Source organism: Enterobacter sp. BNK-14 (assembly GCF_047456095.1).
In the GTDB taxonomy this organism is placed as follows: Bacteria; Pseudomonadota; Gammaproteobacteria; order Enterobacterales; family Enterobacteriaceae; genus Enterobacter; species Enterobacter kobei.
This window is the reverse complement of sequence record NZ_CP179897.1, coordinates 3,335,869-3,361,681: the sequence shown is the minus strand read 5'-3', so window position 1 is coordinate 3,361,681 and position 25,813 is coordinate 3,335,869. Positions and strand designations below refer to the sequence as shown.

Sequence of the window (25,813 nt, the reverse complement as noted above, 5' to 3'; positions counted from 1 at the left end):
TGTTTTCCCCATTTTCAGATAGCCGCCGAAAGGCGGCTTTCTCACATCTAAGACTCCTTTCGGCAACTGCACATTAAGGAGTCTTTATGAACGCACCAACCATCCTCACCGGCGACCGCCCGACCGGCCCGCTGCACCTCGGCCACTTCGTCGGATCGCTGCGCCAGCGCGTGGCGCTCCAGCAGACGCACAACCAGTTTGTGCTGATTGCCGACCTGCAGGGGCTGACCGACAACGGCAGCAACCCGCAGAAAATTCGCGACAACATCCCCGAAGTGCTGGCCGACTACCTCGCCGCGGGCATCGACCCAAACCTGACCACGATCTGCCTGCAGTCCGCCCTGCCCGCCCTCGCCGAGCTGACGATGCTGTATATGAACATCGTCACCGTCGCCCGCGTGGAGCGTAACCCGACGGTGAAAAACGAGATTGCACAGAAGGGCTTTGCCCGCTCGCTGCCGGTCGGGTTTATGGCCTACCCCATCAGCCAGGCGGCGGACATCACGGCGTTTAAGGCCGAGTGCGTGCCCGTCGGCGACGACCAGCTGCCGATGATTGAGCAGACCAACGAGATTGTGCACAAGATGAACAGCCTGCTGCCCGCCCCGGTGCTGCGCCACTGCAAGGCGATGCTGAGCGACACCAGCCGCCTGCCCGGCATCGACGGCAGTGCCAAGATGTCGAAATCGCTGGGCAACACGCTGCACCTTTCGGCCAGCGAAGAGACCATTCATCGTGCGGTCAGCGCCATGTACACCGACCCGAACCACCTGAAGGTGAGCGACCCGGGGCTGATTGAGGGGAACGTGGTGTTTACTTACCTCGACGCGTTTCATCCGGACAAGGCGAAAGTGGCGGCGATGAAGGCGCACTATCAGGCGGGCGGGCTGGGTGACCGGGCGTGCAAGAACGAGCTGGAGGGGTGTTTGCAGGAGCTGATTGCGCCGATGCGGGAGCGGAGGGCGAGGTATATGCAGGATAAAGGCGAGCTGATGGCGATGCTTAAGCGCGGGACGGAACGGGCGCAGGGGGTGACGCAAGGGACGTTGAGGGAGGTGAAGGTTGGGCTGGGGGTGCCAGTGTTTAGTTAAAGTCGATATAGCGGTGGAGTGCGGGAGATTAGCATGAAGCCGCTAACTTGATAATTACGGAACTTAGCGAGGCGCAATAAATTCTGAAATGCATTATTAGCCAATGTCGTTTGTCATTCTTTTGAGAGCGCTATATTCATAGACTCTTAATATTTTTCGAACGTCGTAGCAAATGTTATGAGCAAGTTTATTATTTCCATGCTGAATACGTTACTTTGTGTTTTTGTGATTGTGCTATGCCTCCTATGCGTGGGCGTCACTGATAACTGGAAAGAGTGCACTATAGCTATAATCATTACTTTAGGATGCGCACATTTCATGGCCGTTTTACTTAATCGTGTATTGCCTCATAAGTTATCTATCTTAGAAGGAATACTGGAATTATTGGGAGGACCACTATTAGTTATAGGCGCAATTGTGTGCTTTGATGTATTCGAACCCTGGCCGTTAAAAATCATTGGGATGTTTGCGTGGATTGTTTTGATTTTCTTTGTACCTTCAATAATCAGTCCCAGGCATTAACTCGGTCTGTTAATCAATATCTACGTCATTTCTTCACCAACGGAATCCAACATAATGTACCCCACTCTTTCGCAGGTCATTGAAGTAGTGCGTCATTCCTCTGGACATCATCGCAAGCGCATTGATGAGAACACCCTAATCGAAGCCGACCTTGATATCTGCGGCATGGATGGCGATGCCCTGATTGAAGACTGCGAGGCAGCGTTTGGCGTTACGCTTGTCACTGAAGAAGATGGCTATGAGACAACGTTTTCTCTCGTTGAAAATGAGTTTCTTTTTAGCACCGAAGGCATAGATTACTTCGCTATCTGCCGTTTGATTCGCAGGATACGTGGTACTCCGGAACCGGTGATAAGCGATTTAACCGTTGGCGAACTCCATGCTGTGCTGGTTAAGGCAGTGAAAGAACAAATACATCATGACTGAGTTATTCTTAGCGTAGTGCGGGCATGTGCTTACATGCCCGTGCAGGTAGCCTTAAGTTTAAACAGCCTGCCCACTCCCACGCTTAATCACCGGAACATCACCTGTATCATTCAGCGCCCCCGGAAACGTCTTCAGCCACTGTGCGACTTTCTGTTTATTGATATTCACCACGCTCATCCCTTCCAGGCATCCCCATAATTCTCTTGTATGCTGGGGCGTAATCACAATGCAGTCTTTCATGGCGCGGATTTTTACGGGCATACCGTTGATAAAGCCTGCACGGTTTAACCAGTCGCCGCCCAGAAGAAGATATTTCATGTCTATGCGTGCATAAAGTTCGCAGCAGGCGGCGCTGTCCTGCGGCGTTTCTGCGCGGGGATGGACGGGCGCTGCGTTGGTCTGGTTGCCGTGAAGTCGGCGGGCGCTGTTTTTGCGCACCAGCTCGCGGTTTTCAATCATGCCGGTGAAAGCGTCTGATTCTGTTTTGCAAACAGTAAACTCTGGCTTAAAATTCGTCGCAGCCATTTTCAACTCCGTTATAGTTGGTTGTGGTTAGCGGTATGGGGGTGTTGCAGCACCTTCATATCGCGAATTCTCGGTTAAACTATCTTTGATACTTCCTTTGCCGTTCGGCGTAATTTCTGGTGCTCATTATACAGGGCTGAATATAAATACAGCGGTTTGGTGTGGGGGAAATTTGGAATTTGCGAGGGAGATTCAGGAAAAGGGTTGGGTCAGGGAAATTACGCAGCGAGGACTATCAGAATATAAGGTGAGCGCCCGCATGAACCTCAGAGCAACCATTCGCCGATCTGCGGGCTGGCAATGAGTCGTTTTATTATCAAGTTCGGTGACCGACTGAGCGATAACCTTTAATACGATGGCAGTTACACAGAATTACGGACAGGCTCCTTTGAGAGGATAAGCGTTAATAAAGAGGAGGCACTCAATGCCTCCTTTCTATTTGTTACGCTCTTACGTTCCAATCGTCCGTATACTGGACATTACCATCAACATAACGCCAGGTGATTTTGTCATACATCAGGGAAACAGATTCCATGTGGTTGATCTGCGAGTTTCCTGCCATTTTAGCGTTTGGCATCCCTGGGTTAATGCCCGTCACTTTCACGCCCTCAATGGTCATGACGAAGTAGCACTCTTCTTGTCCTGCATGGTTAATGCGATACCAGCGAATCTCCGCACTTTTCAACGTTTGACCGGTGGCAACGGCTTTGTATAGATACGGGCTGGAGCTATCAAACTCCTTTTCAATCATCATCGGAGAATGTGAACGCTTGCCAGTAATCTTCCCGTTGGCACTGTCTACTGGAATGTTCAGACCATGACTAAAGCCAACAATCTCTATACTCCCCTCACGATCCTGAACGTCTACAGCTCCTTTAATGTCTGCGCCGCCATCGTCCTTAAGCCACATGTAAGCCGGAATAGGCATTTTACAAACTCCTTTTAGTTGTGATTTTCTTCGTGATGAACCAGTAGCAAACAATCGTTAAGAGCAACTGAAAGCCCACAATCGCCGCCATTGTGAAATTTGAATACGTTTGATCCGGGAATAAAGACTGATAAGGCAGCAAGCGAAACAACGCCCAAAGCAGGAAGGTAAACCCGAAGATTTTAGCTAACCGTCGCAATGTGGAACTGAACCACTCTCTGGGGATGCCTGCTGGACTAACTTTATGTGTCGCGCCACTGTACGCCGTGGTAATGGCGCTCATGACAGGTACGCTGATTAATGTATTGATTAAGATGCTAAAATAGGCGTCTAACGATTCCCAAACTTCTAAATCAGGTTCACCCAAAATGAAGCGGGTAAACTTGTCGGCGCTCTGGAAATCAAAAAGCCCCGTAATAGAATTAACTAATCCATCATACGGAACTATTTCAGCAACGATCAGCATAACAACAGCGAACAACACTATCTTGATAAATAAACTACGGGCATGTTTTGCCATTGGAGATCACCTCAATCGTGCCGTATGCCTGTAGCTTCCTCATGCAAGGAACATCCATTCTTTGGCTTCTCAACAGAGCATTACGCAACATGGCAAAATCAGAATCATGTGGGAGAGTGATACAACCTTCTGATAGTACGCCTGGATGCAAACGGAAATTGCCACGCTGAACGCTCTCAATCCATGTGTAATCGTCGATCCCCCAATCATCACGCCATAATGCGAACCATTCAGAATGTTTGAACGTTGCACCATTGGCGAAGTGATTATAAATGTCTCTTCCCGCTGCGTTTAGCTGCGACTTGAGTCCACCTTGAGGGCGGTCAACAATCCAGTATTTACCCGCTGGTACTGGCCCCTCTTTGGGGATCATTCCACATGCCCCACGATTACGGTAAGCACCATTACCAGAGAAAGCTAAAAACGTGCCTATACCAGGAAACGATAACGGGGAGTAGTACGCATCATTAATTACGAACTTTCCATGTAGAGCCATAGATAACCCTTTTATCTATAATGATTTGTTGGCTTATCGTACTCCTACGCAATCTGACATAAGAAGGTTTTCGTCCGAGAGACATCTGATTTTCAGACAATAGCCCGTTGGTGGTAAGACAACGTGTAAGGCCGTTAAGCGGTAACATCAGAGGTGTGTCAGGAAGCGAAGTTTATCAAGTTGAACATGCACCCTCAGGGGCGAGACCGAACCGCTGGCAGTGTAAGTATCCCGGCAAAAACGAACCATTCACTTTTAGAGATCTTCCGACATACTGATTATGTCCGCCCGAGGAGGTCGCCTAGCGTAAAGCCCTATTCACTGAACACCAGATCATTGCCGTCCTGAAGTCCGTCGAAGCCGGACGTGCCGTTAAGGATGTCTGCCGCGCAGCCTGTATCTCAAAAGCCAGCTACTAAAATTGGAGAGCAAAATATGGCGGGATGGAAGTAGCTGATATTTAAAAAATCAAAGACCCGGAGGATGAAAATCGTCGCCCTAAACAGATGTTTGCCGATTTCAGCCTTGAATGCCTAGCTCTGAAAGACGTTATCACATAAAAGCTTTAAAATCAGCGATAAACCGTGAACTCGCCAGCTATCTGACGGCGCAATTTGCCATGAGTTTACGCCAGGCCTGCAGGACGTTATCGCTGAGCAGGAAGATTTATTTTTACCAGCTCGATACCCAAGTGATGGACCGGTGATCCAGGCACTGACTGAGCTGGTAGAGCGCTATCCGCGCTACGGTTTTAGAAGTTGTTTCAACTGCTGCGCAGGCGAGGCAATACCTGGAACCATAAACGCGTTCACCTGCTTTACACTGAATATAAATACAGCGGTTTGGAGTGGGATAGATTTGGATTTTGCGAGGTGGATTCAGGAAATGAAATCAGACGAATTAGAGCAAGACACTAATGCAAGGTTTTGGTTCTAAATCACTGGAAAGCTTTTCGAGAAGAGAAATTACAGCGAAGCACTCTTTTTTGTTTAGAGCTGCTGAAGGATGTTTTTCTTCTTCTCCGAGTCCAACTTCGGCCAAAGACGGACTAAAGAGGCAAGTTCATCATCTTCTGTGTAGAAGTATGCTACAGGCACTTCGAGAACTTTAGCGAGATGCCGGACGACTTCTATGCTTGCCTGGTGAACCCCTTTCTCGTAGCGGTTGATACGTGCGCTCGCTGCAAACTCATCTATGCCAGCCAAAATACCCAAGTTTTTTTGCGATAACGCCATGTCTAAGCGCACCTCTTTGAGGCGTCGACTGAAGAGCTGATTATGAGAATTGGAAGTTTTCATAACTACGATAATCGTAGTTAATGCCTACGGAAGATACTACGTTTTACGTAGTGCAACCGCTAGATTGATTTTTACGTAAGAATTTCAAAAATTCTCGATCACCCTCGCAAAACTACGTAAAACGTAGTTTTTAAAGATTCCAAAGAAGCTACGAATAACGTAGTGTCTCGTTAGTCAACTTCCCACAAGGAGATATGAAGAATGGTTTGGTACAAAGCTTGCGTTTTAGCTGCTCTCAAAAAGGAACAAGATTTCGCTTGCCACCTTCGGTCTCAGCGCCTACACAACGATTAACGCTCTTAAGAGACCGTGACACAAAGTAAAATTCTTCTTTGCAGGATCAATTGGCATCAATCCTGAACTCATAGGGCCACGTCGTACCTTTAAATCTTCGGATCGAAGCTTACATGGAAGAAGAATCAAGCACAGCAAAGAGTTACGTCAAATCATACGTAAATCTTTAACAATTTGTGTTTTATCATCATAAAAATTTCGTTCTAAGAAATTTTTTACGTAAAATGTAACGTAATAGCATCTTTAAAACAGGGACTAGATTATGGCTAACTTCGATGCAGATTATTGCTACTCTTTCCCCGCTGTAAGGGGTGTCCAAGCTGGACGACCATTCTACATCGCCACTTGTCCTATGCGCATCATTCCGAAGATCTTCAGCTTCGATGAGACAGACGTGCCGCCGGAGCTGCGCGCTCAGCGTATCTTGAATAAATCACGCATCCCAGAAATGGTGCGTTATTTACTTGAAAACCCGAAAGATTATGTATTCTCTGCATTAACTGCATCCATTGCGGTCGATGTACAGTTTGACGAGTTCGAAAACTCCAACAATCTTGGAACGCTTCGAGTACCAATGGATGCGCAAATTCTCATCAATGATGGTCAACATCGCCGTAAGGCTATCGAGGATGCCCTTTCGGAGCGTCCTGAATTAGGGCAGGACAACATCCCCGTATTGTTCTTTGTTGATGAAGGTTTAAGGCGTAGTCAGCAGATGTTTGCTGACCTGAACAAATACGCAATCCGCCCTAGCCCTTCACTCTCCGCGCTTTACGATCATCGCGACGTAAGCTCAAACCTTGCACGCTATCTGGCCATGTCTATCGAGCCCTTTATAGGTCTTACTGAACTTGAGAAATCCAGTATCAGTTTGCTTTCCAATAAACTGTTCACGCTAAGCAGCATTAAACAGGCAACACGCGCCCTGCTTGGTAAAGACCCTAAAGTAGGCAGCATTGAGGACAATACGCACATCGCTACGCTATACTGGCAGGCTATTTTCAAAGTCATGCCAGACTGGCAGCTTGCTGCACGCAAAGAAGTATCTCCGGCGCAGCTCCGCCAGGATTATGTGCATGCCCACGGTATCGGTTTGCAGGCTTTGGGCCTTCTGGGCCGTTCACTACTGGCTGAGGAACCCGAACACTGGCAGGAAAGACTTACGAAGCTAAAAACCTTTGACTGGCGTAAAAGCAATCCTGAGATGATTAAGCGCGCAATGCAACATGGCAAATTGAGCAAAACCGGTACCGCCATTCAGCTAACGTGCAACGCTTTAAAAATAGCGCTGTCTCTCCCCCTTTCTCCTGAAGAACAAGAGCTTGAAGCTCAGATGGTTGTATCATGAGTACATTAACTCAGGCCTATGATCTGGCCGACTATGAAGATTTCATAAACGAAGAGCAATTTGCTGGGCGTACTCTCGCTGATTTTGTCTCTGAAGTTCAGCGTGTCTACTGCGCAGATAAACGCCCTTGGGTAATTGGATACAGTGGTGGCAAAGACTCTTCGGCAGTTATTACCCTTGTTTACCTGGCGTTGATGGGTCTTCCGCCGGAAATGCGTACGAAGGATGTGTTTGTCGTTTCTTCAGACACACTCGTAGAGACGCCGGTTGTAGTAGACCTCATCAAAAAAACGATGCTCCAGATTGAAGCTGGCGCTAAACGCGACGCTTTACCGATAACACAACATGCTGTAACGCCAAAAACCAACGAGACATTCTGGGTAAACCTGCTTGGTAAAGGCTATCCAGCGCCAACCCGTAGTTTCCGTTGGTGTACAGAACGCATGAAAATCAACCCGGTAAGTGACTTTATCAAAGATAAGGTCAGCCAGTTTGATGAAGTTATTGTCGTTCTTGGATCGCGCAGCAGTGAAAGTGCATCACGTGCTCAGGTTATTGCAAAGCATAAGATTGACGGCTCGCGCCTTGCACGCCATACCACCCTTTCAAATGCCTTCATTTACACCCCGATTGATACCTGGGATGTTGAAGACGTATGGAAATTACTGCGTGGTGCATTCAGATATGCGCCTGATGATATTGACGAGTGGGAAAGCCCTTGGGGGGGGAATAACCGCCCGCTGTGGACTCTTTATATGGATTCCTCAGCTCAAGGTGAATGCCCGCTAGTTATTGATGACAGCACGCCTTCCTGCGGTAATTCACGCTTTGGTTGCTGGACATGTACTGTAGTCACAAAAGATAAAGCGATGGAAAGCTTAATCCAGAATGGTGAAGAGTGGATGTCGCCCCTTCTGAAATACCGCGACCTGCTGGCTTTCACAACCGATCCAGTAAACAAAGATACCTACCGCAACTATAAACGACGCACAGGTAAAGTGAGCTACCAATATGCGAAGGATGGCGAAGAACTTACAGCTGAGCGTAAACATGTGCCAGGCCCTTACTGGCTTAAGTATCGCCAGGAATGGTTGAAGGATTTGCTGACGATTGAGCGTGATATGAACGCGCAAGGTCACACCATTACATTAATCACAGAACCTGAGCTGCATGCCATACGCCAGCAATGGCTGAAGGATCCTAATGAACCCGACTGGTACGACACATTACCGGGTATTTATCGTGATGTTTATGGCAAGGATCTGGACTGGGTTATAGACGATCAATCACGTTTCGACGCCAGCGATGCCGAACTTCTTGAGCAAATTGCCCAAGGGTTTGATGTTGTTCCTGAAATGGTTATGAAATTAATTGAGCTCGAAGTTTCGATGGAAGGCCTTAGCCGCCGACAGGGGATCTTCGACAAACTAGGGACGATCCTCAAGCAAGACTGGGGAAGTCTTGAAGAGATAAAACAACAGCAGGAAGCTTTGCAGAAACGTAATGAGCGTGATGTTCATCAGGAAGAAGTGGCAAGCATAGAAGCTGAACTGCAGATACTGCAGCGGAGAATTGCCGAAGTCAGCGAGCCAAGCCTGCTTACCAGTGAGGAAAAAGAACGTGTTAATTAAACAGCTGGTACTGCGTAATTATCGGGTATTCAATGGAACCCATGTTATCGATCTGGCCCCTAAAAAACGGCAGAACGACGATAACCCCCGCCCTATCGTTTTATTCGGTGGGTTAAACGGCGCAGGTAAAACATCAATACTTTCCGCTATCCGCCTAGCCCTTTATGGAAGGCTTGCATTTGGTTCAACTACTCAACAGCAAGAGTATGTGGAAGAGCTTAGTGCCCTGATACACAACGGCTCAACTTTGGGTGAACAGCCCGATGAGGCCTCAGTCGAGCTTATTTTTACGTACAACAAAGGTGGGCAGGAGGCTGAATTTACCGTTACCCGCACCTGGCAAAAAGGTAAGCGAGACAAACTGTCCTTACAGCAGGATGGCAAACTCATTGAAGGGCTTGGCTATGATCAGTGCCAGGGTTTTTTAAATGAATTAATCCCCCACGGCATAGCCGACCTGTTTTTCTTCGATGGTGAAAAAATTGCGGAGCTTGCTGAGGACGAATCGGGAAATATCCTCCGTACGGCTGTGCGTCGTCTGCTGGGCCTGGATCTAATCGAGAAGCTCCGGAACGATTTAACAATTTTCGTGAAGCGCCAACAATCTGGTCAATTGGCTGAATCTCAACAGCAGAAGCTTCTTGAACTTGAGAAACAGATTAAAGAATTTTCCTTTAAAACCGAGCAAATTCTTGAAAAGGCTGATTTCGCTAAATTGCGTATTGACCTAATCTCCAAGGAAATTGTGCAGAATGAGACCCTACTTAACGCACAAGGGGGGGCATTTGCTCAAACAAAAACCCAGGAGAAACAGAAGGTCGAGACGCTTTTAAAAGAAAAAGATCGACTGGAAAAAGCGCTTCGTCATGAGTGTGATAGCTCTTTACCGTATGCTTTAGCTCCAAAGACTCTGGGTCGTTTGCTTGAACAGATTAGTGCAGAGACGCAAATAAAACAGGCAAATAGCTTTGAAAAGGAATTGAATCAATTCCTTACGCAACTCAAAAGCGACATTTCTTTCCGCTCAGGAAGCACAGGGAAAATAGCTGCTGAGGCTATAGAAGATAACCTTAAAACATATCTTGCTGATAAGCCAAAAGGTGAATTGCTGTTTGACATATCTGAACGTGAAGCTGGGATGATCCAGCAGTCTATCGAACAAGATAGTAAAAAAGCCTGGCAACGTTTTGACCTTTATCGTAACCAGCTGGCAGAGATAGAAGAACAATTAGAGCAAGCCGCAGCAAATATCGCCCGAGCGCCGGAAGATGATCAGCTGATGGATATTTTTGAAAGAATCCGTGAGCTGGATCGTCAACGTGAAGCTAAGCGGCAGGAGTATCGCTCATTGCTGGAAGAAGCAAAAAATACCAAGCAACAGCAACTTGATTGCGCTCGCCAGATACAAAAGGCTCACGACGCAGCACGCACTCAGCATAGCTTTAATAGTGCATTCAACAATGCGCAAGAGACAATCAGCTTGCTTGATCGTTATAGTGAACTGTTAACGCAGGCGCGAGTAAAAACCCTCTCAGCTAACTTTGAAGTTGCTTACCGAAAGTTAGCCAGAAAAGAAGATTTGCAGCTGAATGCGCATATCAATCCAGAAACATTTGATGTTGAACTGGTGGATGAGAACAACAAAGTTATCAACCGTAAACTACTTTCCGCTGGAGAGAAGCAAATTTATGCGATAGCGATTCTTGAAGCACTGGCTAAAACATCGGGTAGAGACCTGCCGGTAATCATTGATACTCCGCTAGGACGCTTAGATTCTCAGCATCGAGATAAGCTAATCAATCATTACTTCCCATATGCGAGTCACCAGGTCGTGTTGTTATCTACAGATACTGAAGTTGATGAACGGTATTTTGTTGATCAATTACGTGATGATATATCTCATGCATACGAGATTATTTTCAATTCTCGAACTAAATCGTCAGCTCTTAAGCCTGGGTACTTCTGGAATTTAACGAAGGAGGAAATTTAATGCTTCCTAATAGAATGCAATTAAATCATCAAACGGAAGAGCAACTGAAGCGTTTGAAAACTTTCACAGGATTGACCCCCAATATTTCTGCAAGACTTGCTTTCTTTTTTTCTGTTGAAAGCGGGTTTAGATACAATGAAAAAAATAACAGAGACAAACTTGATGGAAGTTTAGTATTAGACAAAATAACTTGGCTTGGTGAGACGTTATTGCTAACAGAACTAACCCTGAAAATGTTATACCCGAACTATAATGAAAAGGAAATGCATAAAATATGGGCTTCTCATGTACAAGATGGGATTGCACCGCTAAGAAATTATAAAAACTTAAGAGATTTTACTCAAGCTTTGTAATGAAACCAGCCCTATTATAGGGCTGGTTAATTTTTTAATTACACATATCTGAGTTCAGCGGCCAAATTTCAATTGCTAGATCAGCAAGATAGCTACAACGATTAAAAATTGATTCCTCAGACCAATTTGGTAGTGTAGATATTTGTTTTGCGCTATTGAATTCAGAGGAAGAAAATACGCTTTTCTTTTCCTCAAAGACAGAGTTCTTGATTTTTCTATTTTTTCCTTTCTCGAGCAAGATCACATTCCCAACAGAATTAACCCAACGACTGTAAGGTTTACTGAAACAATCCAAATTACTGCCCCATACTTCATGATTTTTAGGGAATATATGCTCTAGGTCTACCTCTAAGAAGTCAGGAATTAAGGCTTTAGTCGCCCCCAGATGTAAATCTACTTTACATGAAATATATTTCAATATTGTCGAACTTTCAGTTTCAAATAGGCTGAAACTTTCAATGAAAGAGCCTTGAACTTTTTCTATCAGCGGAATGAAGTTTTTCAAAATATCAGTATCAGATTTACCAGCTTTAAGATCAGCAAGAATTTTTTTAAAGAGAGAATCTATTTCACCAATACCATAATCACAAACTGTCACCCACCTGAACAACAAATTCAATGATAATTCAGCCAACTTTTCAAGAATACTTTCTTTATTTTTGAGTGCGTAAAGGAAACAAGGCAAATGGATTGTATAGCCCAATAAATTCATTTCGGCTACTTTTTCTGCCCATTTATCGTTGGTATTTATCTTAGGCCAATTAAGATTTGACTTATTTTTTAGCTTACTAAATGGTTCAGAATTTTGAATAAGCTCACTTAGAAAATTCCTGGTATTGATTTCGTCATTACCAATTTTTTTTCTGATTGTTTGATAAAGCGTTGCTTTTGTAACATCCGTTGATTCGTAAGAGTTCCAGTAAACCTTAATATAATCTACGAAACTTGCTGGAACACCCTGAATTTTTTTTACCAAGTCATCCCATTCGCAAAGCGCTGCATCTTGATAATTGCTCGAAATATTGCTTAATATCTTATTTTTTAGCAGGTCAGCAACAGAGAGGTCCATCCCCTTTGAGTTAAGAGATTCAAATATTATGTAGGCGTCGAAATCATCTTCAACTGTAATAGTTACGAACTTCAGTTTCGTAATAACGAAGCGGAAAAATTTTTTGAGTTCAGTTAAAGAATTACTACGACCAAAAAATTCTTTTCTTACTTTCTCTTGGAAAAAACGCTTTGCTTTTGTTATTCTGTTTGATTTATTTACTACATTAGTAAGAACTTCTCGTTTTGATATATCTAAAGCATCTTCAAAATATTTTGAATCTTTGTTATTTGCTCGCAAATAATAGTCATCTTGTTTAATGTGTCTATTAACGCTTGAAAATAAAGAGTCAGCAGCATCTTCTCTTTTCTCAGTCGTTGAATCAAGATCATCAGAACTAATTACGCCATCAACAACAAGCTTAGAATAATCCTGGATTACAGACAGCAATAACATGAAGCTAATCGTTCTTTGTTGTCCATCAACAATATCATACTGAGTTCCGTTCTTACCTCGACTTGCTAATAGTAACGTCCCCATAAAATATTCTTTACCTTCATTATAAGAGGTAATAATATCAGTCCATAGTTCGTTAAGCTCATTGCTGGCAGTCCATGAATAATCACGTTGATATCGGGGAATAAAATATCGAGTATCTAAACCATAAAATATCTGTTCTAAGTTTTTGCCATCTGCTTTAATGTTCACGGTTACTCCAAGATTACTCTAACAATAAATGCACGAATGAATTATACCACACTGTTATACATGCATATAAATAATAATGGATATATATTTCATATTAGTAAAAACTCTAGATAATCATCATAACGGTGAATACTTCATGAGTTAAAATATATTGCTTGTATCAAAAGCACCTTAATAATATCAAGGTGCTTAAGAGTTACATTCGAAACCATATACAAATATCAATATTAAGACAAAAGATCTTTAATATTATTGATATCAAAAGCATTGTTACTACTCTGCTCATTTGATATCTCAGTCGCAGCACTAAGCATATGAAGAAGAATTACTTCAGACTTATCTTTCAATGGGAATTCATGTAACCAATCATTGATAACATTCATACCAGCATTGACAGCACTTTGAAAATGGTCCCAGCACTGATTTATGTTCTCTTCTCTAAGGCACTCCATACCATTAGTTTTGTTTATACCAATCAAATATATTAAACCTTCCATTTGATTGTTAGTAAATACAGTATCTCTGGCTGATTTTCCTCTTGTTTTGATTTGTACATTATCTAAACGCCAACCAATTGATGCTGCAAAACATGCGAAATGCATATATGTTGGAAAAATCTTGTCTTCATCCACTACTTCGGTAAGAAGATCATCAAATTGGGCATCGAAATAAATTTCCATTAAATTTCCTTAATCAATGAACCTTCAAAATCAGACTCATAAATTGATTGCTGATGAACTATATTTTTAATTTCAATAAGATCAGAGGGCTTTTCATTTTGCTTGTCAGTTTTATGTGAAATAATCAAATATTCTTTGCCAACACGATCTTTTATTGAAGAGTCGACGGTCCCACTCCAATGAGAAGAGGAAAGTAGTAATATCAATTGCTCACAGCATTGAGGTAAAAATACTGCTGTTGCTTGGCGATATGTATCGTCAAGCTCGCCGAAAGGGGCATCAATGAAAAATGGTGCAACAGTACCTTTGATTAAAAAACGATTATCTCCTGAAGCCCGTTGTGCACAAAACCCTAAAAGCGCTGAAACAAAGGATAGATTTAAAAGGAGATTTTCCCCCTTACTTTTTGCAACTAAAGAACCATCTGGTCTTGCTAATTTAAAGTCAAAGTTTTCCGTAACTCTAACGTTAAATTCTTTTCTTGAAAAGTTATTCAAAATAACATTTACACTTACTGCAATATTATTTCTAGCTGTTAATTCATAATTCTTTAGTTTCGATTCACACAAACGGACTAGTTTCTCTAACTTCTCAATATCTCGATTATATTTATAAACCAAATCATTGTCTGGCGCATTAGAACTTATCCATCGGTCACATTCACCAATCCTAGTATTAAGTACAGAAATATTTTTTTCAATATTACTCATTCTAATTTTTGCATTTTCTTTTTGTGTCGATATAGAATGAATCTCTTTATTAATTGTTGCGACCTCTCTTTCTCCACCATCACCTATATCTTCTAATTGTTGTTGGAGGTCAGCTATTTCAAGTGTAGATATTTGTTTTTCTCTTAATAAATTTGCAATCTCTTTATCAATATCTTGGTATGCCGTAATAAATTCTTGTGGTTTCTCAGAAAGATTTCCTATAGACCCTGCAAAATGTACTGCTGCAAGTCTTTTTTGTTTTATATCAGCTGTATTAGCTTTATTCCTTAAGCTTTTGATATGCTCATATTCAGAAGATAAAGGATTAACCTCTCTCCCACAAATGCATAATTTTGCTTCAATAATCTTATTAATTAAACTTTCATCATATGGAGAGGGTATCTCACCCAAAACCTCCTTTTCAGTAATATTTAGCATCGTATCGTTTGCTAATTTATAGCCAAAAAGCATCATTCCATATTGGTAAATTAATTTTTTTTGTTTAGACATAAATTCGCTAGTTTTTGCTTCGATGTACTTTACCCTTTTCTCTTCTGCTTGTTTTTTGTTTTGTATATCAGAGACATTATATACTTTTATATTCTTAAGTCTCTCACTCAGTGCATCTAACTCAATCTGGTAATTTTCAATATTATCCTTACAAACCTCTCTAGCAGAAATCAATTCTCTCCTGTCATACTCAAGATCAGTTTTTATTTTATATTTAGCACTATATTCATTATTTTTTTTTGTTATTTTTTGAATTTCGACCTTTCTTCTTGAAATTAATTCAATCAGATCATCCTTTGCATATTCAGCAGATGTGAATCCTAATATGTCTCTTATTGCCTTCCTGAATTTAGTCAAGTTATTATTATTATTAATGTTAGCAATACCCTCACCATGGAAGAAAAAATAGTCAGCCATTTGAGAAGGAATAACACTTTGAATAAATGGCACAGCTAATTTTACTTGCTTAATAAATGTACCATTTTCTAATTCGTATACAATAACATCATTGTTCTGTGTGCTATTGTTATATTCTCGCTTTATATAAAATTCTTTACCTTCATGATTAAATATGATCTCTACAGTAGCTATAATATTCCCTTGACTCAATGAAAAAATATTCACTATTTCACGTGGGTTTTCAAAATCGTTAGTAAAGCGGTTATAAAAACACCATAAAATTGCATTTAAAAGAGTGGTTTTTCCTAGACCATTTTCACCATGAATTAAAGTAATGTTTTTATCCTCATCTGTGGCAAAAACAATAGTGTTACTTCCATAGAATTGCCGAAAGTTGGTGACTATAATCTTGTTTAATTTCATGTTATGACTCCAAGTATTCTTTCAATATTGAATCAATATAATTCAACCGAATTTTATCATCAGAAGGATTCGATACAGAACGAGCAACTCTTTCATGATCTATTATTTTTTGAAGAATTCTATCTTCATCGGTTGATAAAAAGTCGGGATCTTTCTCCAAAGATTCACGAATCTGTTTAAGTATTTCTACATGATTGTTAGACATCTACTATCTCCGTTTCGATCGCTAGGCGGCTAAATTCATGAATTCTTGCTTCCTCCCGTTTTATTAAGGAATCAAGTGCTTGAGAATTCCTATTAGTGGGAGGTGATACAATAAAATCATAAATCACTGCAAACTCTTTCCCAGTACTTTTACGTAAGATGCGCCCTCTTCGTTGAATGTACTGCCTTGTACTATTTGCACTAGCTAAAATAAATGCATACCTACAATCTGGAATGTCAATTCCTTCATCCAAAACTCTTTTAGCTACCAGAGAATCTAAAGTGCCATTTTTAAATGCCTCTAAATATTCTTCTCTCTGAATATTTGTTTGTTCACTGGTAAATCGAGCATTTTTATAACCATATTTGGCGAGTACCCTTGTAACTTTATCAATGATTTGTGTTGAACCATATTCTTCGTTAACTTCTTCTGATAAATCACTCCCCTCGCCGCAGTAAAATAATGATTTTGATTTTATTCCTTCATTTTTTATAAGTTTATCTAATTTGTAATATTTGCTTTTTATAGCTCCCAACATTCTTGTACGCCTTAAGAGCAGATGCAATAGTTGACTTTCATCAATACTTACTCCTTTTTCTCTTTTACCTTCTAAAACTGAAATGGATTTCGAAATCTGCAAGTAACTCTCAACCTCATCATCATCCATTTCACAATATATTGTTTTATATTTATATGGGCACAACACATTGTCTTTCAATGCATCTTCAAGATCGTACTTAGCAATCGGCTGACCATATATATTCCTGAGAAAAACTGCTGAATCCGAGTAATAGTCCTCCCATGGTGTGGCAGATAATCCAATTTTGAATTTTGCTTCAGGGACAATTCCGTTCATTTTAAATGAACCATGATGATGACATTCATCACAAATAAAAAGCATTCCATTCGGATTAATCTTATTCAATTCAAACTGAAAATCATTTGATTTTAACGTTGCATTAATAACAATAATAGCGTTGAATTTTTTATTTTTCGCTAAATTTGACGATGCGACAATTTTTTTTAATTGAAAATTCCAGTTGTTTTTTGAAAAACCACAAATCAAAGGGAATATATTATAACGAGCCATTTCTTTTCGCCATTGCTCAGCTAAGGCTTGATACGGCACAGCTACAATGAAAAACAAATTACTATTCATATGTTGAAAAAGCTTTGTAGCTGCATGTAATGCGGTAATCGTTTTACCAGCACCTGTTGCCATTGTAAAAATCCCTTTAAATGAATTATTCTGCCACTCCTTGATTGCATTTTCTTGATGTTTTTTCAGAGAATAAGACTGCCCATTAATATAAAGAGGGATTTTTGGATTGAGATTGTCCTCGAAATCAATTGACACAAAATCTTTATCATTTGTATTAATTTTAGAAAACAACTCATTGAAATAATTTAAATCTTTCCCCTTGGAATATTCTTTTATTGAAGAAATAAAATCTGGTGTTGCTGGTACAACCTTAATGTTTTTAACGTTGTTATTCCATAATGAATCAAATTTTCGCTCTATTTGAATTCCATACTTAGCATACACCTCAGAATCAATGTCGCTAAATACCATTATCGATTCACTATTTACATCGCCACTTAAAGCACTTCCTGTTTCATTAGCGGAACCTCCAAATGATATTTTCCTTCCATCCTCTGATATCAATACGCCAATTTTTTCATGATACATTCCATTTTTTTTTAGAGCAAATTTGATATCGAGATTACCGTTAAAAACAAGATATGAAAGTAACTCTATACCTGCCTTCAATACGTTTGAAGTACATTCATAATAAATTCTGTTTAATGTTTCTGCACAACATTGGTTTAAGAAGGATATTTTTTTAGTTTCGTCTATTGCATCAAACTCCTCTCGTGACAACGGAGAGCCTATTATCAACTGCATCCTTCCATCGTTATGAATGAACTGAAAAAGCCCTTGCGCAGCTAACATTATTGATGATGAAGAAAAATAACCAACCGCTCTTTTATATATTTTTGCTAATGGTAGGGCTTTATTATAAAAATCTTTAATAATGTCATCATAATCAGTATCATATACAACGTTTGGTTTAAACTCAGATAACGTTTTTTTGTTGTCGAACATCATCTCCTCCGCTAAACAACATTCTCAAAGCAATCTGAGTTCCTTTAAAAATGTCCATTGATTCAGAATACTCCTAAATAATTTTTAGCAGGTTTTAAAGGGGACATCAATGAGAAAGCATGTAAAATGCGAGGATTATGCAAACAAAAAAAGCCGCCCTTAAGCGACTTTGATTTGCATCTTTTGGTGCCGAAGGCCGGACTCGAACCGGCACGTATTTCTACGGTTGATTTTGAATCAACTGCGTCTACCGATTTCGCCACTTCGGCACTGAAGGGGATGCGGAAACGTTGTGGATTATACCTGTCGCGCGCCGCCATGCAAGCGACGACGCGCGAAACCCGCGCTAAGTGCCCAAAAAACCAGCGCCCTTCGTCACTCCAGCTCAGACACCGCCAGCCGAATCACGCCTGCCGCCTTCTGCTCCGGCAGCGCCAGCACCTTCGCCCACATGTCCTGCACCATATCGCAGGAGAGCTTCTCTTTGCCCGCCGCCTTCTCCGGCATCTGCAGCAGCTGGATGTCCTCGCCGTACTTATCGGCAAGCCCCTTCATAATCGGTCGCACATCCTCGACGGCCGCCTCGCGTTCGGCCTGGGTCACGGTGTGGCGGTTTTTGCCGTAGGCCGCGCGCATCATGTCGGCGTCGGCCTGCATGCGCCGCGCCATCAGGTCTTTATCCAGCATGCGCATCGGGTTGATGCCGCCCTTCACCATTGGGTAAAGAAAGCGGAAGCAGGCGTCGTCGCTCACCTTCTGGATGGCGGCGGTCTGCTCCATGTTGATGGTCATGTAGTTCACCACGTTGGCGTCCGGGGCGTTTTGCAGGCGCGACATCTGCAGATGCAGGATCTGCGGCTGGATGGTGTCGATAATCTGCTGCTCCGGCTCGCCCGCTTTTTGCAGGGCGGCCATCTGGTCGAGGATGCGCTGATGCAGCGCAGGCTCCTGCTCCTTAATCACCTGCCAGGCGGGCATCGCGTTGAGGGCAGCATCCATCTGCTGTTCAGGCGCGCGCTGCCTGTCGAAGAACACCCAGAACGCCACGGCGGCGGCCGCGACGACAACAATCACAATACGGGTCCACGTTTTATTCATCTCGCATCCTTATCCTTGCGTTATGCCGGTTTACACCGGCACGCCGCTGTGGAAGCGAAACTCGTTGTCCGGTGTCGAGATAAGTGTGGCTTCAATTTCGCCAAAATGCTGTATACGCGGTGAGATATCGTCGTCGCTCACCTGTTGGGCCAGCGTCAGGTAGTCCTGATAGTGGCGCGCTTCCGAGCGCAGCAGCGAGAGATAAAACTTCTGCAGGTCGTCCTCGAGGAACGGGGCCAGCGCGGCGAAGCGTTCGCAGGAGCGGGCTTCGATGTAGGCGCCGCAGATGAGTTTGTCGATCAGCGTCAGCGGTTCGTGGGTGCGCACTTCTTTAAGCATCCCTTTGGCGTAGCGGCTGGCGGTGATTTTGACGTACGGAATGTCGCGGGCCAGCATCGCCTCGCGCACCTGCCAGAAGTGGTGCAGCTCCTCTTTAATCAGCAGCACCATGCTGTCGATGAGCGCCTGGCCCCATGGGTCGTCGGTTTTGGGCATCACGCTTTTGCCAATCTGCTTGTGCAGGGCGATGAAGTCCGGCTCCGGGCCGTCGCGGAAGGTGAACTGTTCGTAGGGTTTGAGCCAGTCGAGCAGCGCGTCGGCACCGCTTTCGTCGGCGACGTATTTACGCACGAGTAATAGCGCGGTCTGGGCGGCCTTGAGCTCGCACACCATATGGTCGGTGAGCAGCAGCGGCAGGTTAGCCGGGTCGCGGGCTTGATCAATCCATGCTTGCGGGGTCGGGCACTGGAGGAAGTTGAGTACGGGGGCGAGTATCTGCGGGTAATCCATGGTTCTGCCTTGAAAAAGCGGTGGCGCGCGCCACCGCCTGAAACGCTTAGTGACGCACGCCGTCGTCGTCTTCGTCGACGTAATCTTCGTCGTCGCCTTCTTCGCCGTCTTCACCGTTCGGATCTTCGAAGTAGGTTCCCCAGCCGTCGTACTCCACCTCAAACTTCTCGGCCAGGTTCATCAGCTGTTCTACCTGCGCGTCGATAAGCTCCGCCTTCAGCGCGCCTTCGCTCAGGATGTCGCAGCAGATGACGGTATCGCCCTCTTCCACTTCCAGCTCTTCCGGCTCGGTCACTTCGTAACCCAGCTTGAAGGCTTCCACCGCCATTTTTTCCAGCGCGTCGAAATCATCCGCAGAGAAATGGTGCTCGATGGTGTACAGCGCGTCCGGATCGCTACCGTCTTCCAGCAGCTCTTCAATAATCAGACGCGTCTCTTCGCGTTGCTCTTCCAGGTGTTCCGGGTTTGCCATGGCTCAATCCTCTTTAAAGTGCGGCAGATACTTCTATTTTCACACACGGACGGGTTTGCCTCCACCTTTGTAAGAAAGAATTGTGAAACGGGGTTGCAAATGAATAATTACACATATAAAGTGAATTTTAATTCAATAAGTGGCGTTTGCCAGGCGAGGATAAAATGTCCGATTTGTACAAGAAACACTTTCTGAAATTGCTCGACTTTACCCCTGCACAGTTCACTTCTCTGCTGACTCTTGCCGCACAGCTTAAAGCCGATAAAAAAAAGGGCAAGGAAGTACAAAAGCTTACCGGTAAAAACATCGCGCTCATCTTCGAAAAAGACTCGACCCGTACACGATGCTCTTTCGAAGTTGCCGCATTTGACCAGGGCGCACGCGTCACCTATTTAGGGCCGAGCGGCAGCCAGATTGGGCATAAAGAGTCAATTAAGGACACCGCACGGGTGCTCGGGCGGATGTACGACGGCATTCAGTATCGCGGTCATGGCCAGGACGTGGTCGAAACGCTGGCACAATATGCGGGGGTGCCGGTGTGGAACGGCCTGACCAACGAGTTCCACCCGACGCAGCTGCTGGCGGACCTGCTGACCATGCAGGAGCACCTGCCGGGCAAAGCGTTTAACGAGATGACGCTGGTCTACGCGGGCGATGCGCGCAACAACATGGGCAACTCGATGCTGGAAGCGGCGGCGCTGACCGGGCTGAATCTGCGTCTGGTGGCCCCGAAAGCCTGCTGGCCGGAAGAGAGCCTGGTAGCGGAGTGCAGCGCGCTGGCAGAGAAGCACGGCGGCAAAATCACCCTGACGGAAGACGTGGCGGCCGGCGTGAAGGGCGCGGACTTTATCTATACCGACGTGTGGGTGTCGATGGGCGAAGCCAAAGAGAAGTGGGCGGAGCGGATTGCGCTGCTGCGTGGGTATCAAGTGAACGCGCAGATGATGGCGCTGACCGGCAACCCGAACGTCAAGTTCCTGCACTGTCTGCCGGCGTTCCATGACGACCAGACCACGCTCGGCAAGCAGATGGCGAAGGAGTTCGATCTGCACGGCGGGATGGAGGTGACGGACGAGGTGTTTGAGTCGGCGGCGAGCATCGTGTTCGACCAGGCGGAAAACCGGATGCATACGATTAAGGCGGTGATGGTGGCGACGCTTGGGGAGTGATCCTCTCTCCACATTATTGATTCGGTGCGCTCTTCTTGCCGGGTGACGCTGCGCTTACCCGGCCTACAAAACCCGTAGGCCCTTGCAAGCGAAGCGCCGCCGGGCAAATCAGGCCTGCTCAATTGATTTTTCACCCCAAAAAAGGTACGTTTTCGCCTTAATTCCAGCGTGGACATGCCAGCATTATGCCGATTATTCAGTCTGTTGAACGTGCGTTGCAGATCCTCGACCTCTTCAACGAGCAGGCCACCGAGCTTAAGATCACCGACATCAGCAAACTGATGGGGCTGAGCAAAAGTACCCTCCATTCGCTGCTGAAAACCCTGCAGCTTCACGGCTATATCGATCAGAACCCAGAGAACGGTAAATATCGCCTCGGCATGAAGCTGGTCGAGCGCGGCCATTTCGTCGTGGGCTCAATGGATATTCGTCAGAAGGCAAAAGGCTGGCTGACGGATCTTTCCCGGCGGACCGGGCAGACCACCCATCTGGGGATCCTGGACGGGCGTGAAGGGGTCTATATCGAGAAGATTGAAGGCAAGCTGGCCGCCATCGCCTATTCGCGCATTGGCCGTCGCCTGCCGGTTCATGCCACCGCCATCGGCAAGGTGTTGATTGCCTGGCTGGGCGAGGCCGAGCTGAACGCCCTGCTGGAGGGCTATCAGTACACTACCTTTACCCCTTCCACTCTTGCCACCCGCGAAGCGTTGGTGGATGCGCTGAAAAAAACCCGCGAACAAGGCTACGCCCTGGACAGCGAAGAGAACGAGCAGGGCGTGCGCTGCGTGGCGGTGCCGGTGTGGAACCACGAGTCACGCGTGATTGCCGCCCTGAGCCTGTCGACGCTGACCTCGCGCGTGGACGACGCCGAGCTGGCTAATTTCCGCGAGCAGCTTCAGCAGGCCGGGCTCCAGCTCTCACGCGCGCTGGGCTACCCGGCCTGAGCCGCTATAGCGGCTCGTAGGTGAAGTAGTCGAAGTCCGCATGGCAGCCGTCACCGCTGATATCCTCGCAGTGCAGCCCCACAAACGCGCCGGTGAAGAAGCCGCGCCCGCCGATGTAGTCGTCCGATAGCTTCCACGCCTCATAGGTTACCGGCACGGTGTGCCACGTCTCGCCGTCGAACGAGTAGCTGTAGCGATAGACCAGCGTATCCACATCGACGCGCAGCCAGACGCTCTGCGCACTCTCCGGTACCGGAATCGGCTGCTCGTGCAGCGGCCATGACGGCACGTTGTGGTCGAGCTGGATCACCTTGATCGTTCTCCCCTGCCCCTCCTCGTAGTCCACAAAGCAGTAGCTCCAGTTTTTGCTGTTGTAGTAGCAGGTCAGCCCCGCGCTCTGCTGGAAGTGGACCGGCGAGAACTGCATCCGCGTCTCCGCCCGGAAGGTGAAGTGCTGCCAGCGGCGCGCCACGGTCGACTGGGTGAAGGTCGAGTTAAGCGAGTCGTTGCCGTAGAGCCGTAAATAGCCGGGGCGCGCGGTGAGCGAGCCGAGAGTGTCGTCGAACGGAATGCGCAGGGTTTGCAGCTCCGGGTCAAGCGAACTGGCGTCGAAATCGTCCCGCCAGGTGGCCTGAACGGCTGCAGGCTGCTCGGCCACCTGCGGGCCTTTCACGGTCAGCTGCGCGTGCTTACCACCTTCGACATACGGCCAGCCGTCGCGCCACTCAATACGGGCGATGCCGGTCTCGCGCCCCAGCGGGCAGTAGCCGCGCCCGCCGGAGGCCAGCAGCGGCACGCCGGGCAGGCGCAGCGGGCGGCTGGTGAGGTAGGCCATATACCATTCCCCCGTGTGGGTCTGCAGCAGCGAACCGTGGCCGCTCTTCTGCAGCGGGTTCTCCGGCAGGTGCCAGCTGGTCATCATCGTCACGTCCGGGTGCAGCTCGTACGGCCCGTCGATCGTTTTTGAACGCAGCACCACGACGGCGTGTTCGTAGCTGGTGCCGCCTTCGGCAACCATCAGGTAGTACCATCCTGCGTGGCGATACAGGTGCGCGCCTTCGGTGTAGCAGAGCGGCGTGCCGGTAAACAGGGTCTTACGCTCCGGCGAGAGGGTGCCGGTCTGCGGATCGAACTCCTGCATCACGATGGTGTTGTGCGGGTTGCTGTGGTGGCGCGGCCCCCACGGGCGGTAAAGGTAATATTTGCGGCCATCGTCGTCGTGAAACAGGGACGGGTCGAACCCGCCGTTGCCCATCGGGATCGGCTCGCTCCACGGCCCCTCAATGGACGGCGCGGTGACGAGGTAGTTGCGGCCGTTTTTCCACGGCGAGTCGACAATTTTCACGTCGGTATAGAGCAGCCAGAATTTGCCGTCGGCGTAGCTCAGGCACGGCGCCCAAATGCCGCCGGAGTCCGGGTTGCCCTTCATGTCCAGCATCGACACGCGGTCCAGCGGCGTGCTGACCAGCGACCAGTTTTTCAGGTCGCGGGAGTGGTAGATACGCACGCCCGGGAACCACTCGAAGGTCGAGGTGGCGATGTAGTAGTCCTCGCCCTGGCGGCAGAGGGACGGGTCCGGGTTGAAGCCGGTGAGTATCGGGTTAGTGATTTCCATAGTGCCTCCGGTTAATGGAATGCGGCTGTCGCGGCGTCGGGAACGGCTTCACCCTGGGCCGCGCGGTGCTTGATCAGCTGCTGGCTGATGGCCTCCACGCGGGCGTCGGTGAGCTTATAGAATGACAGCATGATGAACATGCCCGCGTAGAGCACTACCGGCACCACGCAGAACAGAATTTTGATGGTGGTCAGCACCTCAACCGGCTGCACGCTGCTGCTGGCGGAGTAGTTCACGTACGCCAGGATCCAGCCCACTACCGCCCCGCCAATCGCCAGGCCAATCTTCAGGCTGAACAGGTAGGTGGAGAACACCAGCCCGTCGAGGCGGCGCCCGCTGCGGCTCTCCTCGTAATCCACCACGTCAGAGGCCATGAGCCACTGGAGCGGCGTGGTGGTGTTAAAGACGAACAGGAACAGGATGTTGAGGGCGAAAATCAGGGCGATATGCTCCGCCGGGGTGACGAAAATCAGCAGGCTGATCAGCGAGTAGGCGACGATGATCCACTTGAAGGCGGTGACGCGGTCAAAGCGGCCCAGCAGGCGGGAGGAGCAGAGCGAGCCGAACATGGTGGCGAGGCTGCCATAGAGTAAAAACTGGGTCGCCAGCTCCGGGTGATCCATCACGTATTTGACGAAGTAGAGGGTCGCCCCGCCGCGCACCACGTTGGAACAGGTCGCCATCATCTTAAAGGCACACATAATGCGCCACTGGCCGTTGCCGAACAGCAGCCTGAGATCTTTTGCCACCGACGAGCCCGGCTGCACCTCAAAGGTGTAACGCTCTTTGGTGGTAAAGAAGCAGACGTAGAGCAGCACCACGCCGCTCAGCCCCAGCACGCACATGGCGCCGAAATAGCCCACCTGCTCGTCCCCTTTGCCGATGATGCTCACCAGCGGCAGGGCAATGCCGCTGATGGCGAGCGACCCCGCCGCCGCCAGGAAGAAACGCCAGGATTGCAGGGCGTGACGCTCTTTCGGGTCAGCGGTGATGACGCCCGGCATGGCGCAGTACGGCACGTTAACGAAGGTGTAGACCAGGGTCAGGAGAATGTAGGTCACGCAGGCGTAGATGATTTTGCCCTGCGCCGAGAAGTCCGGCGTGTAGAAGGTCAGTACGCAGACGATGCCGAACGGGATCGCGCCCCACAGCAGGAACGGGCGGAACTGGCCGTGCCGCGTGCGGGTGCGGTCAACCAGCAGCCCCATCAGCGGGTCGGTGACGGCGTCGAGCACGCGGGAGACCAAAAACAGCGTGCCCATAATGCCCGCCGACAGGCCGAAGACGTCGGTATAGAAATAGGCCAGCAGAAACATCGTGGCCTGCCAGACGAAGCCGCAGGCGGTGTCACCCAGCCCGTAGCCAATTTTGTCTTTCATGGTTAATTGCGTCATCAGATTTACACCCTTATGTCGTGTGCTGAATAACAACATCGTGTTAATGGAGTGTAATGAGCTGTTCAATTAACCAGCAATGGTCATATCTTATTTCTGAATTATGTTATTTTGCTTTTG

24 protein-coding genes, 1 tRNA gene and 1 pseudogene are annotated in these 25,813 nt (G+C 46.7%); 10 read left to right on the top strand and 16 right to left on the bottom strand.

Annotated elements, in window-relative coordinates; translation table 11 throughout:
* Positions 1–86: 86 nt before the first annotated feature.
* Together trpS and ACMGGM_RS15990 are read left to right on the top strand one after the other, a co-directional pair.
* A complete protein-coding gene (gene trpS, locus ACMGGM_RS15995; RefSeq protein WP_414149047.1) occupies positions 87–1,091 on the top strand; it encodes a tryptophan--tRNA ligase in 1,005 nt (334 codons plus the stop codon).
* A gap of 576 nt (positions 1,092–1,667) precedes the next feature.
* Complete coding sequence (locus tag ACMGGM_RS15990; protein ID WP_414149046.1) at positions 1,668–2,039, top strand: hypothetical protein; 372 nt, start codon at positions 1,668–1,670, stop codon at positions 2,037–2,039.
* Between the two features lie 57 nt (positions 2,040–2,096).
* Here the strand turns inward: ACMGGM_RS15990 and ACMGGM_RS15985 are convergent, their stop codons facing one another.
* From ACMGGM_RS15985 to ACMGGM_RS15970, 4 genes are all read right to left on the bottom strand, one after another.
* Complete coding sequence (locus ACMGGM_RS15985) at positions 2,097–2,564, bottom strand: SymE family type I addiction module toxin (RefSeq protein ID WP_414149045.1); 468 nt, start codon at positions 2,562–2,564, stop codon at positions 2,097–2,099.
* 442 nt (positions 2,565–3,006) lie between these two features.
* On the bottom strand, positions 3,007–3,492 hold the full coding sequence (locus ACMGGM_RS15980) for an Hcp family type VI secretion system effector (protein WP_008501360.1): 486 nt from the start codon (positions 3,490–3,492) through the stop codon (positions 3,007–3,009).
* A 1-nt stretch (position 3,493) separates the two neighbouring features.
* Positions 3,494–4,012, bottom strand: a complete 519-nt coding sequence (locus ACMGGM_RS15975) for a hypothetical protein (protein ID WP_414149044.1) — start codon at positions 4,010–4,012, stop codon at positions 3,494–3,496.
* On the bottom strand, positions 3,993–4,508 hold the full coding sequence (locus tag ACMGGM_RS15970) for a DUF2778 domain-containing protein (RefSeq protein ID WP_348564031.1): 516 nt from the start codon (positions 4,506–4,508) through the stop codon (positions 3,993–3,995). The genes ACMGGM_RS15975 and ACMGGM_RS15970 overlap by 20 nt, the downstream gene beginning before the upstream one ends.
* Before the next feature lie 332 nt (positions 4,509–4,840).
* Between ACMGGM_RS15970 and ACMGGM_RS15965 the strand changes: the two are divergent.
* Positions 4,841–5,329 (top strand): annotated as a pseudogene (locus tag ACMGGM_RS15965) (transposase); the annotation flags it as partial.
* 168 nt (positions 5,330–5,497) lie between these two features.
* Here ACMGGM_RS15965 and ACMGGM_RS15960 read toward each other — a convergent pair.
* Positions 5,498–5,806, bottom strand: coding sequence for a helix-turn-helix domain-containing protein (locus ACMGGM_RS15960; RefSeq protein ID WP_071922641.1), 309 nt, complete (start codon positions 5,804–5,806; stop codon positions 5,498–5,500).
* A 556-nt stretch (positions 5,807–6,362) separates the two neighbouring features.
* Here ACMGGM_RS15960 and dndB point away from each other — a divergent pair.
* The 4 genes from dndB to dndE are packed head-to-tail and all read left to right on the top strand — an operon-like array spanning position 6,363 to position 11,422.
* Entirely contained in the window at positions 6,363–7,448 is a 1,086-nt protein-coding gene (gene dndB, locus ACMGGM_RS15955) for a DNA sulfur modification protein DndB (RefSeq protein ID WP_414149043.1), read from the top strand.
* Positions 7,445–9,079, top strand: coding sequence for a DNA phosphorothioation system sulfurtransferase DndC (gene dndC / locus ACMGGM_RS15950; protein ID WP_414149042.1), 1,635 nt, complete (start codon positions 7,445–7,447; stop codon positions 9,077–9,079). Before dndB ends, dndC begins: the two co-directional genes overlap by 4 nt.
* Positions 9,069–11,069 carry a DNA sulfur modification protein DndD gene (dndD, locus tag ACMGGM_RS15945; RefSeq protein WP_414149041.1) on the top strand — a complete coding sequence of 667 codons (2,001 nt, stop codon included), beginning with the start codon at positions 9,069–9,071 and terminating at the stop codon, positions 11,067–11,069. The genes dndC and dndD overlap by 11 nt, the downstream gene beginning before the upstream one ends.
* Complete coding sequence (dndE, locus tag ACMGGM_RS15940; RefSeq protein ID WP_414149040.1) at positions 11,069–11,422, top strand: DNA sulfur modification protein DndE; 354 nt, start codon at positions 11,069–11,071, stop codon at positions 11,420–11,422. Before dndD ends, dndE begins: the two co-directional genes overlap by 1 nt.
* A 34-nt stretch (positions 11,423–11,456) precedes the next feature.
* Here dndE and ACMGGM_RS15935 read toward each other — a convergent pair whose 3' ends face one another.
* From ACMGGM_RS15935 to rraB, 9 genes are all read right to left on the bottom strand, one after another.
* Positions 11,457–13,178 carry a DUF262 domain-containing protein gene (locus ACMGGM_RS15935; RefSeq protein WP_414149039.1) on the bottom strand — a complete coding sequence of 574 codons (1,722 nt, stop codon included), beginning with the start codon at positions 13,176–13,178 and terminating at the stop codon, positions 11,457–11,459.
* Between the two features lie 227 nt (positions 13,179–13,405).
* Positions 13,406–13,858 (bottom strand): hypothetical protein, encoded by a 453-nt coding sequence (locus tag ACMGGM_RS15930; protein ID WP_414149038.1) that lies wholly within the window; start codon positions 13,856–13,858, stop codon positions 13,406–13,408.
* The gene (locus ACMGGM_RS15925) at positions 13,858–15,900 is read right to left on the bottom strand and encodes an AAA family ATPase (RefSeq protein ID WP_414149037.1); all 2,043 of its coding nucleotides are present in this window, start codon (positions 15,898–15,900) and stop codon (positions 13,858–13,860) included. The genes ACMGGM_RS15930 and ACMGGM_RS15925 overlap by 1 nt, the downstream gene beginning before the upstream one ends.
* Before the next feature lies 1 nt (position 15,901).
* Positions 15,902–16,105, bottom strand: coding sequence for a hypothetical protein (locus tag ACMGGM_RS15920; protein ID WP_414149036.1), 204 nt, complete (start codon positions 16,103–16,105; stop codon positions 15,902–15,904).
* On the bottom strand, positions 16,098–18,212 hold the full coding sequence (locus tag ACMGGM_RS15915) for a DEAD/DEAH box helicase family protein (RefSeq protein ID WP_414149035.1): 2,115 nt from the start codon (positions 18,210–18,212) through the stop codon (positions 16,098–16,100). Before ACMGGM_RS15915 ends, ACMGGM_RS15920 begins: the two co-directional genes overlap by 8 nt.
* A gap of 184 nt (positions 18,213–18,396) precedes the next feature.
* A tRNA-Leu gene (locus tag ACMGGM_RS15910) sits at positions 18,397–18,481 on the bottom strand.
* Between the two features lie 106 nt (positions 18,482–18,587).
* Positions 18,588–19,310, bottom strand: a complete 723-nt coding sequence (locus ACMGGM_RS15905; RefSeq protein WP_414149034.1) for a topoisomerase II — start codon at positions 19,308–19,310, stop codon at positions 18,588–18,590.
* A gap of 30 nt (positions 19,311–19,340) precedes the next feature.
* A complete protein-coding gene (miaE, locus tag ACMGGM_RS15900) occupies positions 19,341–20,099 on the bottom strand; it encodes a tRNA isopentenyl-2-thiomethyl-A-37 hydroxylase MiaE (protein WP_248228022.1) in 759 nt (252 codons plus the stop codon).
* A 46-nt stretch (positions 20,100–20,145) separates the two neighbouring features.
* Positions 20,146–20,571 carry a ribonuclease E inhibitor RraB gene (gene rraB, locus ACMGGM_RS15895; protein ID WP_014882320.1) on the bottom strand — a complete coding sequence of 142 codons (426 nt, stop codon included), beginning with the start codon at positions 20,569–20,571 and terminating at the stop codon, positions 20,146–20,148.
* Positions 20,572–20,670: 99 nt separating this feature from the next.
* Here rraB and argL point away from each other — a divergent pair, with 99 nt between their 5' ends.
* The 3 genes from argL to xynR all read left to right on the top strand — a co-directional run bounded on the left by argL (position 20,671) and on the right by xynR (position 22,684).
* Positions 20,671–20,766, top strand: a complete 96-nt coding sequence (argL, locus tag ACMGGM_RS15890; protein WP_217906299.1) for a putative translational regulatory protein ArgL — start codon at positions 20,671–20,673, stop codon at positions 20,764–20,766.
* Positions 20,736–21,740, top strand: coding sequence for an ornithine carbamoyltransferase (gene argF / locus ACMGGM_RS15885; protein ID WP_414149033.1), 1,005 nt, complete (start codon positions 20,736–20,738; stop codon positions 21,738–21,740). The genes argL and argF overlap by 31 nt, the downstream gene beginning before the upstream one ends.
* Before the next feature lie 185 nt (positions 21,741–21,925).
* Positions 21,926–22,684: a DNA-binding transcriptional repressor XynR gene (xynR, locus tag ACMGGM_RS15880; protein WP_014882318.1), complete on the top strand. Its 759-nt coding sequence runs from the start codon at positions 21,926–21,928 to the stop codon at positions 22,682–22,684.
* Between the two features lie 4 nt (positions 22,685–22,688).
* Here the strand turns inward: xynR and ACMGGM_RS15875 are convergent, their stop codons facing one another.
* Both ACMGGM_RS15875 and ACMGGM_RS15870 read right to left on the bottom strand, forming a co-directional pair.
* Entirely contained in the window at positions 22,689–24,299 is a 1,611-nt protein-coding gene (locus tag ACMGGM_RS15875; protein ID WP_414149032.1) for a glycoside hydrolase family 43 protein, read from the bottom strand.
* Between the two features lie 11 nt (positions 24,300–24,310).
* Positions 24,311–25,693, bottom strand: coding sequence for an MFS transporter (locus tag ACMGGM_RS15870; protein ID WP_414149031.1), 1,383 nt, complete (start codon positions 25,691–25,693; stop codon positions 24,311–24,313).
* Between the last annotated feature and the right edge of the window lie 120 nt (positions 25,694–25,813).

What these genes read in the sequence shown, in the direction of transcription:
- trpS (WP_414149047.1), top strand. Translation starts at nt 87, where the DNA reads ATGAACGCACCAACCATCCTCACCGGCGACCGCCCGACCGGCCCGCTG.
- ACMGGM_RS15990 (WP_414149046.1), top strand. Translation starts at nt 1,668, where the DNA reads ATGTACCCCACTCTTTCGCAGGTCATTGAAGTAGTGCGTCATTCCTCT.
- ACMGGM_RS15985 (WP_414149045.1), bottom strand. Translation starts at nt 2,564, where the DNA reads ATGGCTGCGACGAATTTTAAGCCAGAGTTTACTGTTTGCAAAACAGAA.
- ACMGGM_RS15980 (WP_008501360.1), bottom strand. Translation starts at nt 3,492, where the DNA reads ATGCCTATTCCGGCTTACATGTGGCTTAAGGACGATGGCGGCGCAGAC.
- ACMGGM_RS15975 (WP_414149044.1), bottom strand. Translation starts at nt 4,012, where the DNA reads ATGGCAAAACATGCCCGTAGTTTATTTATCAAGATAGTGTTGTTCGCT.
- ACMGGM_RS15970 (WP_348564031.1), bottom strand. Translation starts at nt 4,508, where the DNA reads ATGGCTCTACATGGAAAGTTCGTAATTAATGATGCGTACTACTCCCCG.
- ACMGGM_RS15960 (WP_071922641.1), bottom strand. Translation starts at nt 5,806, where the DNA reads ATGAAAACTTCCAATTCTCATAATCAGCTCTTCAGTCGACGCCTCAAA.
- dndB (WP_414149043.1), top strand. Translation starts at nt 6,363, where the DNA reads ATGGCTAACTTCGATGCAGATTATTGCTACTCTTTCCCCGCTGTAAGG.
- dndC (WP_414149042.1), top strand. Translation starts at nt 7,445, where the DNA reads ATGAGTACATTAACTCAGGCCTATGATCTGGCCGACTATGAAGATTTC.
- dndE (WP_414149040.1), top strand. Translation starts at nt 11,069, where the DNA reads ATGCTTCCTAATAGAATGCAATTAAATCATCAAACGGAAGAGCAACTG.
- ACMGGM_RS15930 (WP_414149038.1), bottom strand. Translation starts at nt 13,858, where the DNA reads ATGGAAATTTATTTCGATGCCCAATTTGATGATCTTCTTACCGAAGTA.
- ACMGGM_RS15925 (WP_414149037.1), bottom strand. Translation starts at nt 15,900, where the DNA reads ATGAAATTAAACAAGATTATAGTCACCAACTTTCGGCAATTCTATGGA.
- ACMGGM_RS15920 (WP_414149036.1), bottom strand. Translation starts at nt 16,105, where the DNA reads ATGTCTAACAATCATGTAGAAATACTTAAACAGATTCGTGAATCTTTG.
- ACMGGM_RS15915 (WP_414149035.1), bottom strand. Translation starts at nt 18,212, where the DNA reads ATGTTCGACAACAAAAAAACGTTATCTGAGTTTAAACCAAACGTTGTA.
- ACMGGM_RS15905 (WP_414149034.1), bottom strand. Translation starts at nt 19,310, where the DNA reads ATGAATAAAACGTGGACCCGTATTGTGATTGTTGTCGTCGCGGCCGCC.
- miaE (WP_248228022.1), bottom strand. Translation starts at nt 20,099, where the DNA reads ATGGATTACCCGCAGATACTCGCCCCCGTACTCAACTTCCTCCAGTGC.
- rraB (WP_014882320.1), bottom strand. Translation starts at nt 20,571, where the DNA reads ATGGCAAACCCGGAACACCTGGAAGAGCAACGCGAAGAGACGCGTCTG.
- argL (WP_217906299.1), top strand. Translation starts at nt 20,671, where the DNA reads ATGAATAATTACACATATAAAGTGAATTTTAATTCAATAAGTGGCGTT.
- argF (WP_414149033.1), top strand. Translation starts at nt 20,736, where the DNA reads ATGTCCGATTTGTACAAGAAACACTTTCTGAAATTGCTCGACTTTACC.
- xynR (WP_014882318.1), top strand. Translation starts at nt 21,926, where the DNA reads ATGCCGATTATTCAGTCTGTTGAACGTGCGTTGCAGATCCTCGACCTC.
- ACMGGM_RS15875 (WP_414149032.1), bottom strand. Translation starts at nt 24,299, where the DNA reads ATGGAAATCACTAACCCGATACTCACCGGCTTCAACCCGGACCCGTCC.
- ACMGGM_RS15870 (WP_414149031.1), bottom strand. Translation starts at nt 25,693, where the DNA reads ATGACGCAATTAACCATGAAAGACAAAATTGGCTACGGGCTGGGTGAC.